The sequence below is a fragment of the Lipingzhangella halophila genome (genome assembly GCF_014203805.1).
Taxonomy (GTDB): Bacteria; Actinomycetota; Actinomycetes; order Streptosporangiales; family Streptosporangiaceae; genus Lipingzhangella; species Lipingzhangella halophila.
This window is the reverse complement of sequence record NZ_JACHJT010000001.1, coordinates 1,503,703-1,515,244: the sequence shown is the minus strand read 5'-3', so window position 1 is coordinate 1,515,244 and position 11,542 is coordinate 1,503,703. Positions and strand designations below refer to the sequence as shown.

At 70.3% G+C, this 11,542-nt stretch carries 11 protein-coding genes; 5 read left to right on the top strand and 6 right to left on the bottom strand.

What is annotated here, in order from left to right; translation table 11 throughout:
• The first annotated feature begins 58 nt into the window (after positions 1 to 58).
• Together F4561_RS06800 and F4561_RS06795 are read left to right on the top strand one after the other, a co-directional pair.
• Positions 59 to 220 (top strand): LPXTG cell wall anchor domain-containing protein, encoded by a 162-nt coding sequence (locus tag F4561_RS06800; RefSeq protein ID WP_184575863.1) that lies wholly within the window; start codon positions 59 to 61, stop codon positions 218 to 220.
• 26 nt (positions 221 to 246) lie between these two features.
• Positions 247 to 1,716, top strand: coding sequence for a glycosyltransferase family 2 protein (locus F4561_RS06795; protein ID WP_184575861.1), 1,470 nt, complete (start codon positions 247 to 249; stop codon positions 1,714 to 1,716).
• Here the strand turns inward: F4561_RS06795 and aztD are convergent.
• The 4 genes from aztD to aztB all read right to left on the bottom strand — a co-directional run bounded on the left by aztD (position 1,694) and on the right by aztB (position 5,951).
• A complete protein-coding gene (gene aztD / locus F4561_RS06790; RefSeq protein WP_184575860.1) occupies positions 1,694 to 2,872 on the bottom strand; it encodes a zinc metallochaperone AztD in 1,179 nt (392 codons plus the stop codon). The genes F4561_RS06795 and aztD overlap by 23 nt on opposite strands.
• A gap of 72 nt (positions 2,873 to 2,944) precedes the next feature.
• Entirely contained in the window at positions 2,945 to 3,895 is a 951-nt protein-coding gene (gene aztC / locus F4561_RS06785; RefSeq protein WP_376773644.1) for a zinc ABC transporter substrate-binding protein AztC, read from the bottom strand.
• The gene (locus F4561_RS06780) at positions 3,889 to 5,076 is read right to left on the bottom strand and encodes a hypothetical protein (protein ID WP_184575858.1); all 1,188 of its coding nucleotides are present in this window, start codon (positions 5,074 to 5,076) and stop codon (positions 3,889 to 3,891) included. Before F4561_RS06780 ends, aztC begins: the two co-directional genes overlap by 7 nt.
• A complete protein-coding gene (gene aztB / locus F4561_RS06775) occupies positions 5,073 to 5,951 on the bottom strand; it encodes a zinc ABC transporter permease AztB (RefSeq protein WP_184575856.1) in 879 nt (292 codons plus the stop codon). Before aztB ends, F4561_RS06780 begins: the two co-directional genes overlap by 4 nt.
• 48 nt (positions 5,952 to 5,999) lie before the next feature.
• Between aztB and aztA the strand changes: the two genes are divergently transcribed.
• A complete protein-coding gene (gene aztA / locus F4561_RS06770; RefSeq protein ID WP_184575854.1) occupies positions 6,000 to 6,689 on the top strand; it encodes a zinc ABC transporter ATP-binding protein AztA in 690 nt (229 codons plus the stop codon).
• Between the two features lie 247 nt (positions 6,690 to 6,936).
• On the opposite strand, the gene F4561_RS06765 is transcribed toward aztA, so the two are convergent.
• Positions 6,937 to 8,487, bottom strand: a complete 1,551-nt coding sequence (locus tag F4561_RS06765; RefSeq protein WP_184575852.1) for a PucR family transcriptional regulator — start codon at positions 8,485 to 8,487, stop codon at positions 6,937 to 6,939.
• Positions 8,488 to 8,625: 138 nt separating this feature from the next.
• On the opposite strand from F4561_RS06765, the gene F4561_RS06760 reads away from it, so the two are divergent.
• Together F4561_RS06760 and F4561_RS06755 are read left to right on the top strand one after the other, a co-directional pair.
• The gene (locus F4561_RS06760; RefSeq protein ID WP_184575850.1) at positions 8,626 to 9,885 is read left to right on the top strand and encodes an NAD(P)/FAD-dependent oxidoreductase; all 1,260 of its coding nucleotides are present in this window, start codon (positions 8,626 to 8,628) and stop codon (positions 9,883 to 9,885) included.
• 211 nt (positions 9,886 to 10,096) lie between these two features.
• On the top strand, positions 10,097 to 10,552 hold the full coding sequence (locus F4561_RS06755) for a GreA/GreB family elongation factor (protein WP_184575848.1): 456 nt from the start codon (positions 10,097 to 10,099) through the stop codon (positions 10,550 to 10,552).
• Between the two features lie 264 nt (positions 10,553 to 10,816).
• On the opposite strand, the gene F4561_RS06750 is transcribed toward F4561_RS06755, so the two are convergent.
• Entirely contained in the window at positions 10,817 to 11,449 is a 633-nt protein-coding gene (locus F4561_RS06750; RefSeq protein ID WP_312885172.1) for a TetR/AcrR family transcriptional regulator, read from the bottom strand.
• Between the last annotated feature and the right edge of the window lie 93 nt (positions 11,450 to 11,542).

Sequence of the window (11,542 nt, the reverse complement as noted above, 5' to 3'; positions counted from 1 at the left end):
CCGCCCCGCGTGGCATAGAGGGAACGTCACTGAGCAAACGTTTCGTCGGAGGCTTCCCGTGAACTATGGCTCCACGTCCGGACCGGGCGCCACTCTCGCAGCGACCGGATTCACGACCGGCTATTACTGGCTGGTGATCACCGGGCTGGTCCTCGTTGTTGCCGGCGCCCTGCTGATTCGGCTCACGTTCCGTCGCGGCGTCGGCCCGGTCGAGCGGTGAACGACTCCCACACCTCGCCTGCCCGCATGCAGCGGTCCTCGCTCCCGACCGCGGACTGCGCGCACCCGGGTGTGGCGATAATCTGCGGCACGCTGGCGCTGCTCGGTTTCGCCTGCTGGGGAGCGGCGCATCTCGTGAACGCGGCCACCGCGCACGCCGGGGGTTCGGTGAACCTGGGCATGGTGTGGCTCGTGTGCTTCCTGCTGCTGTGGTGGGTGCCGCTGGCCTGGTTCGACCGCCCCGCTCGTGTTAAGGCGACTGAGCGGGAGGCGCTGGATCGGTTGACGGTGACCGTGCAGGTCCCCGTCTACAACGAGGATCCGCGGATCCTGCGCATGTGCCTGCGCTCGGTGCTGGAGCAGAGCCGACCGGTGCAGCGGGTGCGGGTCGTGGACGACGGCTCGGCGGACCCCGCCACCGGCGAGCCCATGGACTACTCCCGGGTCCGCGACGAATTCCTGGCGCAGGCCGCCGAGTCGGGGGTGAAGGCCACGTGGGACCGCACGGCCAACCGCGGCAAGCGGTTCGCCCAGATGCACGTCCTGGCCGATGACCCGGCCGACGTCTTCGTCACGCTGGACAGCGACTCCATCATGGACCGCAACGCCGTACGCGAAGGACTGCACCCCTTCGCCGATCCCGCGGTGTGCTCGGTCGCGGGCCATGTGATCGTACTCAACAGTCGGGCCACACTCTTGACCCGCCTGACCTGCCTGTTGTACCTGCCGTTCACCCGAGGGCTCCGCAGCGCGCAATCGGTACTGCGCCGGGTGACGATCAATTCCGGCACGTTGGCGTTCTACCGCGGCGAAACCGTGCGCGCCGCGGCGGGCGCCTATGAGAACGAGCACTTCTGGGGTCGTCCGATGCAGATGAACGACGACTCCATGCTCACGTTCTATGCGCTGCTGCGCGGCGATACGGTGCATCAGCCCTCGTCGCTGGTGTTCACCCTGGTTCCCGAGCGGCTGGGCCACTACTTCGGTCAGCAGTTGCGCTGGATGCGTGGGACCACCGTCCGCCACCTGTGGTGGCTGCGGTACATGCCGCTGGCCGGGGTGGTGTTCTGGGGCACCGTGACGGAGTACCTGCACCTGCTGCTGGGCTTCGTGATCCCGGTCGTCATCCTCCTCGACCCGGCGCTGCGCGAGCAGTGGCGGGATATCGCCCTGGCGGGGCTGGTGATCGGCACCGCCATCAACTACATCATGGCCCTGCGCATCTTCACGGTACGGCGCAGCGACGAGTCCACCGCCTACCACGTCCTGCTGTACCTACTGGCCCCGGTGGCCGGGGCGTGGCGCCTGATCGTGCTGCGCCCGGTCTACCTCTACGCGATGCTGACCTGCCGCCGGATCGTGCAGTGGGGGACCCGGGAGAGCATCGACGTCTGCGTCGCACCGGACGCGCCGGCATCGGACCCCGCCGGCCCCTCTCGGGGGCGGGGCCGGCGGGGTCCGGAGGAGGACGAGGTCAGCCGGTCGCCAACCCGGTGAACTCGTTGGGAGCCTCGGGAAGCTCGGTCTCGCCGGTGACCTCACCGGAACCGGTGTCCACCGCGTAGAGCATGTTCTCTCCGGGGTCGGTCACGTAGGCGGTTCTGTCACGTACGAACAGCGTGGGCCGCGCGTCCTGCCACTCGATGGGCTCCGTCCAGTCGTCGATCACCGGGTAGGAGTCTGTGACCTCGGCGGACTCCATGTCGATCCGGTGCAGCGCGCCGTCGGTGCCCAGGACCAGCCCGTCCCCGTCGGGCCCCCGGCCAAGGGAGCGGAAGCTGTAGCTCGTGCCCAGGTCCACCAGTTCGAGGTCGCCGTTCTCGGTGTCGGTGACGGACACCCGCTCGGGGCGCTCCAGCTCCGCGTCGGGATCGGTCTTGTAGTCGCCGAGCACGTACGGCGACTCCTCGTCGCCGGCCTGGTTGCCGATGCGGCCGTAGTCATCGGGGCTGTCGACCTTGGTGATGTCGCCGTCCTGGTAGATGACGAGCCCGTCCTCGCATCCGACGATCACCGCCTCGTCCCGGGCGGTGGCCTCACCGTGCACACCCGGGCAGTCTTCGGTGCGGGTGACCTCCTCGCCGTCGGCGTCGAGCACCTGGATGCCGGGCCGTTCGTCCTCGTCGCCGAGGGTCACCAGCAGCTCGCCGTTCTCCAGCTCAACGGCGACACCGTGGTGGGGCTCCTCGGTGGTGTGCGTCTCGGTATCGGGCAGCCCGTCCCCGAGGTCGTTGGGGTCGATGATGGTGATCTCGCCGGTGCCGTCGGAGAAGAGCACCGTCCTGCCCGCGTGGTGCACGACGTGGCCGGGTTCGGGTGCCTCGAACTCGTCGTCGCTGAGCTCGGCACCCGCGGCGTCGAGGACCCGGAACCCCGAGGAGGTGGACACCAGCACGTGTGTACCGTCACCGGCCGGGTTGAGCCGGTTGAACCCGTCGAGGGGGATGTCCTCGACGACCTCCAACGTCGCACCGTCGATCACCAGGATCCCGCCGTCGTAGGTGGCCGCGAGGGCGTCGGTGACCTCCGGCGCGCCCCCTTCGTCAGCGGGCCCGGCCTGGTTGCCGCATGCGCTCATCGCGAGTCCCGCGGCGAGCAGCACCGGGACGGCGGTGCGGCCGCCGAGGGAGCGGTGCGTACTTCTCTGTGCCATTCTCGTACTCCTAACTCTCGCAGGGGTCGGTAACGCGCGAGCAGCGCGGCACCGACTGCTGCTGGGGGGTTCTCAGGGGCCCGCGAGGCTCTCGGCGATGGCGTCGGTGTTCGAGCGGGTCATCTCCAGGTAGGTGGCTCCTCCCCCGCCCTCCTCGGTGAGCGACTCGGAGAACAGGGGCACCACCTCGATGTCGACTCCGGCCTCGTCGGCCATGACCTCGGCGAGACGGTCGGGTTGCGAGGAGTCCGCGAAGACGGCGGGCACACCCGCCTCGTCGACGGCGTCGGCCAACGACTTGAGGTCCGCGCTGCTCGGCGAGGCCAGAGTGGTGCCGCTGGGCACGACCGCGCCGATGACGTCGAAGTCGTAGCGCTGGGCGAGGTAGCCGAACACGTGGTGGTTGGTGACCAGGCTCCGGTGCTCCGGCGGGATATCGGCGAAGCGTTCGGTGGTCTCCTCGTGCAGCTCCTCGACCCGGGACCGGTACTCCTCGGCGTTGGCGCGGACCTGTTCCTCGTTCACGCCGTCAACGCGCTCGGTGACCTCTCCGGCGATGCGGTCGGCGGCGTCGGCCATGCGCAGCGGGTCGGTCCAGAAGTGCGGGTCGGGCTCCCCGGCGGAGTCGCCGCCGGCGTAGTCGATCGGGTCGACGTTCGCCCCGACCTCCAGGGCGGGCGTGCCGGCCTCCTCGGCGGCGGAGACGTTGCGCAGTACCTCCTCTTCGAGGCCGAGCCCGTTGTAGACGATAAGCTCGGCCTCCTCCAACGAGGCGGCCTGCTCGGCGGAGATGCCGAACGAGTGCGGGTCGGCGTTGGGTTTCATCAGCACGGTGACCTCGGCCTCGTCCCCGACGATGGCGCGGGTGACGTCGCCGAGGATGTTGGTGGTGACGACGATGCCGGAACGGTCGCCCGAGAAGGCGGCGCATCCGGTCATCCCGACAAGCCCGGCGGTGCAGGCCGCCAGGAGCGCGAGGGAGGGGCGCCCGGCGGTACGAGTGGACGGACGCACGGTCACCACCCCGTCTCGACCATGAGGTCGGGGGTGATGTCGAACTCGAAGGTGCGCGCCACCCGGAGGTCGTCGTTGTAGTCGATCTCGTGGACCACCCGGCCCGCGGGATCGTTGACGTAGGCGCGGCTGGTGTCGATCCGGATCCGCGGCTCCGAGGCGCCACCGCTCGGCGCCTCCAGCAGGTCGGTCCCGGCGAGTTCCTCCCCCGACTCCGGGTCGTACGAGCGCAGCGCACCGTCGGCACCGAGAACGAGGACGGGCAGGTCCTCGCCCGCCGCGCTCGCGGCCAGGACGGGCTCCTCCGTGTCGATGGGAGTCCAGGCCTCCGCGGCGATGTCGAGAACCCGCACCGCTCCGTCGCCGGTCTCTCCCGCCAGAACGGGGGTGGTGGGACGGTGGTGGAAGGACCGCACCGGGTCGGCGCCGTCGGGGTAGGGGATCCGCTCCGCCGCGAGATCACCGCCGTCCTCCTCGGTCACCACGACGGCGCCGTCGGAGCACCCGAACACGGCTCCCCGCCTGGTCGAGGCCTGCGCCTCCGGATCAGGGCAGTCCTCGGTGACCTCCGATTCCGCGGGCTCACCGTCCCGCGCGAGTACCTGGAACGCGCCGGACTCGCCGGTGCCGGCGACCAGCAGCCGCTCGTTGAGGGAGAGGGCCGCCGCGCCATCGACGGTCGCGGCCTCGCTGACCTCGCCGTCCTCTTCCAGTGCGTTGCGGTCGAGCACGTGGCTGCCGTCGTCGGTGGTCAGTGCCGTGACCGCCTGGTCTCCGGCGGCGCGGAGCCCGTCGCCGGCCCCGGTCGTGCCGAGCATGTCCGGTTCGGTGCGGTAGTAGTGCACGTGGTCGCCGTGGTCGACCGTCCAGGCACCGCTGTCGAACACGGTGGCCTCGGCGCCGGTGCCGAGGTAGACGAACCGCCCGTCGGTAACGGCCTCGCGTACCCCGGGGACCTCCCCGGCCTCGGTGATCTCCTCGGTCGCCGGATCCAGCATGCGCAGCGCGCCACTCTCGGCGTCGGCCACGACCAGGCGCCACTGGGGTTCCGCGGTCTCCTCGGCACCCTCGACATAGCCGTGCGGCGTGCTCTCGTCGCTCTCGCCGGCTTCGCCGGCACCGCATCCCGCGAGCATCAGCGCTCCCGATGCGGCGGCGAGCACGACGCTGTTTCTGGCAGGCGGTCTCATCGCGTGTACACCAGATCCTTTCCGGGATGTCCGTCCGCGGCGACCGCGCGGGTCGCCGGGCGGTGTCCCCACACGTATGTCGCCCCCGCGGACAGGAAGAAGAGGACGACGGCGGTCGCGGTGATCGTGGCCCCAGCCGCGGTGCCCGTGTGCCACGAGACGAGCAACCCGGTGAACGTCGACAACGCGCCCAGGATCGCGGCGCCCAGCATGATCACCGGGATCCGCCGGGCCCACAGCACCATCGCCGCCGCGGGGGCGATCAGCAGGCCGAACACCAGCAGCGTGCCCACGACGTGGAACGACGCGACGATGGCCAGGGTCACCAGGCCGAGCATTCCGGCGTGCGCGAGGCGGGGACGCAACCCGAGGGTCACGGCCTTACGGGAGTCGAAGCACAGCGCCACGAACGCGCGATGGCCCACGAGCGAAAGAACCGCGGCTCCAGCGAGCGCGACCGCGAGGACGGCCAGGTCACGCGGGCGCACCGCGAGCACATCGCCGAACAGCAGGGCGGTCAGGTCCACGGCGAAGGACTGCGAGTGCGACACGATGATCACACCCAGCGACAGCATGCCAACGAAGAGCAGACCGATACTCGTGTCCTGGGACATCCGCGGCGACCGCGTCAGAGCGGTCACCCCGAGAGCCATGACCACGGCACTCAGCGCCGCCCCGAGGAACAGATTCCCTCCCAGCAACGACGCGAGGGCGACTCCGGGCAGCATCCCGTGCGCCATCGCGTCACCGAGAAACGCCATGCCGCGCAGCACCACCCACGCGCCGGCCAGGGCACAGATACCCGAGACCAGCACGCCGGCGACGAGTGCCCGCGCGACGAAGGAGACTTCGAATGGGGCGAACAACCAATCCACGCGGACCAACATACAATGAAAACCATTATCGTTATCAATGGAGGTCGCATGGTCTGCCCCACACCGGTTGCCGTCGGGCTCCGCGATGTCTCCGCGGTCTACGGCGCCACCACAGCGCTACGCCAGGTCAACGCGGACATCCCCGCCCACCGCGTCACCGCGCTCGTCGGGCCGAACGGGTCGGGGAAATCGACCCTCCTGGGCGTCATCGCCGGCGTCCACTCCCCCGCCTCCGGGACGGTGCGTCGCGCACACGATGAGCACCCCGCTCTCGTCGTCCAGCGCAGCGCCGCCCCGGACCGGCTTCCCGTCACCGTGCGCGACACGGTCGCCATGGGGCGCTGGGCGCACCTCGGCGCCTGGAGACGCCCCAAGGCCGCCGATCGGGCCCTCATCGACGCGTGTATGGAACGACTGGGGATCAGCGCGCTGGCCTCCCGCACCCTCGGCTCCCTTTCGGGTGGACAGCGCCAGCGCGCCCTCCTCGCCCAAGGGCTGGCGCAGCAATCCGACCTGCTCCTGCTGGACGAGCCCGCCGCGGGCCTCGACCCCGACGCGCAGACCGCGATCACGGACCTGCTCGCGGAGGTGAGCGCGGGCGGGGTGACAGTCATTCACGCGACGCACGACACCGACGCGGCGCTGCGCGCTGACCACCGAATCCTGATCGGGAACGGCAGGATCGTGGCCACCAACGCCGACGCGGATCCCGCCGCGGCCCCCCACCCCGTTCACTGATCGGCACCGCACGAATGGCGAGCACGGAGCTACCCGGATGCACCGGGACCAGGACGAACGGGAGCAACGGCGGAGCAGCCGGGGAGAACCCGTTCGGGACGACGGCCGAACGTGCCGCCGTACCGCTCCTGCGGAGCCTCCCCACCCGCCGGCCGGACGCACCGGGGCAGTTCGCGTTCGCGGAACTGGAGGTCTTCTTTACGGAACAGCAGCTAACGCCGGTGTGCCACCTCAGGCGGCGCTGCCATTATCCGGTATCGCCCGTGGCCGGCATGGTCTCCACGGCGACGGCCAAGGCGAACCGAGATCGGGGATCGTCCAGGCGCAGGTCGGCGTGCTCGCCCATGCGCTTCATGCGGTAACGCACGGTGTTGGCGTGGACGCCCAGGATCCGGGCAGCCTCCGCCGGGTCGCCGTGGGCCCGCAGCCAGGCCCGCAAGGTGGGCACGTAGTGGGTGCTATGAGCGGCGTCGTGGGAAGCCAAACTAGCAATGGGCCCCTCCGCTGGTCGGCGGCCGGAGCCAGAGGCCAGGCGGAGGCGGTGCAGTAGGACGGTGTCCCAGGACTCGTCGTAGGCAACGGGAGACGCGCCGGAGCCGAGCGTCGCGTGCAGATTGAGGCTTTCGTCGGCTTCGCGGCGGCTTTCGGGGAGGCCGGGGAGGTCGGCCGGTCCCCCGATTCCGGCGTGCACGATCACATGGGCGGGGAGGCCGGCGCAGGTGGTGCGCAGCCACTCCTGTGCCGCCGCGGCCCCGCTCCCGCAGGGCAGAATCGTGTAGACCGTGCTCCCGAAAATGGTGCTGCGTGCGGCCCGCGACCAGCCGAACCCGGTGGTGGCTCGTTCGAAGGCCAACAAGGCCGCCGCATGCCGCTCCTGCGGAGTATGCGCCTGCAGCGCGATGACACGGTGGCTCTGGGACGTCAGGCCGAGTCGGCTCCCGGCCTCGGTCGGATCCGTTCCACCTTCGAGAAGCCGGTTGACCAGGTCGGACTCGACCTGGCGTTCCAGGTCCGCGCTGACGCGCGTGCGCAGCAAGTGCAGCGCCACGGTACCCGCGCCGTCCTTCAGCAGCGCCGCCCGCTCGTCGTCGAGTGGACGCTCCGCCATGACCCAAACCGAACCCAGCATCTCGCGGCCCGCCCGGACCGCGACTGCCGTGCGGCCGTTGAAACCGTGTTCCGCGGACGCCGGCACGAAGATCGGCTCCGTCGACGCCGCCAGATGAGCGGCCACCCCCGCGTCGTCCAGGAAGCGCCGGAGGCCTGCGGGCACGCTCCTACTCAGAACCGTTTCGACACGTGCTCGATCCGCTGTCTGCTGGCCGTCGGAATGCGCGAGGACCCGGAAGCGCTCGTCCTCGATCGTCACGGGGGCACCCACCTGCGCGGCGATGGTGTCAGCAAGCGAGGGCAGGTCCGCGGGGCCGCGTCCCGACTCCGTCTCGCCGCCTTCCAGGACCAGGCCGTACACCACTCCCGCCAGCTGGCTCCACGACACGGCCGGGTCGACGGCCAAGAGCACGGTTCCGCGCTCGCGGGCCATCACGGCAGCCGGGGACCGCTCGTCGGCCTGGCTGCGTACGACAGCAGTGCCCGCGCCGGCCGCTCGCGCGAGACCGGTGGCCGCTGAGGCATCCTCCACGCCGACCGCCAGGAAGATGTCGCCCTGGTCGGGTTCGGACCGTGTGGGATCGTGCACCGCGACGCTGCGAATCAGCTCCCCCGGCGTCAGGCGGGCGCCGATCGACCGGGCCCCGTAACCGCCGAGGACCGTGAGCAGCCGCTCCAAGCGGATCATCACCGACCCTCTTCCACCGATTGTTCTGCAGTACCAAAACTGTAGCCTCTTTTCGTTTGCTCAGGACAATGCGGACTCGGCTGCGATGGCCGAGGCTGGATACCGCGACCAGATGACCGGGGGAGGAGAAGAGGGCAAATGGGGGGAACCGGAGATGCCCCGATTCCGGACACCGTCGTTGTCGTCGGCGCGGGAGTCGTCGGATTGTCGACAGCATGGTTTCTGCAGGAGTACGGAATCAGGGTGACGGTCGTCGACCGCGGCCGGGTCGGCTCGGGTGCGTCGTGGGGCAACGCCGGTTGGCTGTCGCCGGGCCTCGCCCTGCCGATCAACGAGCCGCGAATCCTGGCGTATGGCCCGCGTGCGCTGGCCGACCCGCGAGCACCGCTGTCGATTCCCGACCCCGCGGCCCCCGGGCTCACCCGGTTTCTGGCAGGCTTCGCCTGGAACAGCCGCCCTAGGGCGTGGCAGCACGCTCTGGAGGGGACGCTCCCTCTCAATCGCGGTTGCCTGGACGCCTACGACCTGCTGGGGGACTCCGGGGTGGATGTCGCGAGCACGGCGGCTCCCATCACCGCGTTGTTCTCCTCCCCTCGCTCGGCCGCACACCTGCTGGCGGAACTGCGGCAATCCACGCGCGCGGGGCTGCCGCTGGAGTTCGCGCCGCTGAGCAGCGCACAGGTCCATGAGGCGCTCCCCCAAGCGTCGGGGAGCGTACGCGCGGGAGTGCGCATCATGGGCCAGCGCTACCTCGATCCCGGCCTGTTCACCCAGGCCCTGGCGGAATCCGTTCGCCGTCGGGGCGGGGCCATCGTCGAGGAGTTCGAGGTCTCAGCGCTGGAGTCCGACAGTTCCGCACTCACCGTGCGCTCCCAGCATGGCGAGACGGAGTCGGCCGAGGCTGTAGTGGCCGCCACCGGCGCATGGATGCGTCGGCAGGCCCACTCGTGGGGCATCAGGGTCCCGCTGGCCGCTGGCCGGGGCTACAGTTTCCTGGCTCCGACGACGGACCCCGTTCCCACACCGGTGTACCTGCCCGAGGTGCGGGTGGCCTGCACGCCCTTCAGGGCCGGGCTGCGGGTTGCGGGCACCATGGAGTTCGACTCCCCCGACGCCTCGATGCGCAGCACTCGGCCCCGACGGATCGCCGAATCGGCGGGCCGATACCTGGAGATTGCCGGCCTGGAGGAACGCACCAACGAATGGGTGGGTCCGCGGCCGGTCACTGCCGACGGGCTGCCGCTTGTCGGGCGGACACGGATCCCGGGACTCTTCACCGCGGGCGGGCACGGCATGTGGGGGCTGACGCAGGGCCCGGTCACCGGACGACTCCTCGCTGAGGCAATCGGCACCGGGAAACCGCCCCCGGATCTCGCACCGCTCGACCCGCTGCGCTGACCGTCCGAGCGGGCCTTCTCCGCGGACAGCTGTCCCTGAATCCGGCGCCGAGGGCACAGCGCTGCGTTGGCGCACGTGTGCCCACCCCCCAACCCACCGCCAAGAACGCGTCCTATCGAGAGACAGGGCACCCCCTGTCACGCCCAAGCAGACATCACATTCGTCGCCTCCGCCTCCAGCGGGGCCGACGGCGCGAAAGAAGTAGGTTCCCATGGCACACACGACCTCCTGGCTGACGCCCGCCACCTACGCTCGGCTGCGTAGGGAGCTGGAGTTCCTCTCCGCAACACACGCCGATCCGGAGGCCGAGGCGGAGTTCGGCCCTCACCCCGGCGAAGACGTCCGCACCACGCGCGTCGCCCGGATCCAGGCGCTGCTGCGGAATGCCGTTGTGGGCGAGACGCCGCCCGACGACGGCGTCGCCGAACCCGGAATGGTGCTGACCGTCGACTACGGAGACGGGACCGAACCCGAGACCTTCCTGCTGGGAGTACGCGACCGCGCGGTCGAGGAGGAGACGGCGATCTACTCCCCGGAGTCACCCCTCGGCGCCGCCCTGCTCGGGGCGCGCCAAGGCGAACAGCGCTCCTACCAGACGCCGAACGGCAAGACCTTCACCGTCACTTTGCTGGACGCGAGGCCCTACAACCCGAGCACCGATACCTGAGCCGACGACTCGCCAAGCACCCGCCGCAGCAGGTACACAACGCTTCGGGTCACTCAGTCAAGTGCTGTCGGTGCGGTCACCGGCGTCGACTCCCGCCCTTGGTTTCCAGGGTCTGTCGCAACTTGCTTCTTGGCGCTCCTGGTGAGCTCCTATTCCCTCGGAGCTGCACCGTTATCTTTACAGCCCCGGTGAAACGGCACGAAAGCCCGCCCTCTCGCAGGGCGTGCCGGAGACGGCGGCGGTCCCGGAACTTCCCCTCGATTGTCAGGAGGCCCCGGCTTCCAAGCCGTCGATAAGCGTGTCGAGGCACGCCGCGATGCGCTCCAGGTCGCTCTCGCCGGCCTGGAGCTGGTAGGTGACGAAGACCCCGGACAGCGGCGCGAGCAGGATGTCGGCCATCACGTGGTCGTCCAGATCGGGGCGGGCCGCCCGGAGCAGGCTGCTGACGTGGAGGTGGTGGACTCCGTAGGCGTCGGCCGTGAAACGCGCGTGCGGTTTGTTCATCTCCGCGGTGACGAGCAGTCCGCCTTGGCGCGCCACCGTGCGCAGCAGTGCGTGCAGGAAGGCGCGCAGGCGGGGGAAGGGATCGGCTCCGGGACCGAGGGGCGGCGGCCCGGCCAGCACCCCTTCCTGAAGCGCGTGTTCCTCCTCGTCGAGCAGTGCGTAGGCGAGGCCCGCCCGATCGCCGAAGCGGCGGTACAGGGTCCCTACGCCCACTCCCGCCTCTGCGGCCACCTCCTCCATGACCAGGCCTTCAGGACCAGTGGCGGCCAGAATCCGCGAAGCCGCCGCAAGGATCTTGCGCCGGTTCCGCGCCGCGTCCACGCGTTCGGTCACCGGTTGGTCGAGCAGCGGCAGGGCGGCGGGCCGTTCGGCCGGGTTCGTCTCCTCCTCCACAGCTCCTCCTTGCGGCGGTCGGCAGGCTCCACCGGGTGGCCGAGCAGGACGGCCCAGCATAGCGGAAGACCTTCCGCTTAGTCCTTGCCCGGA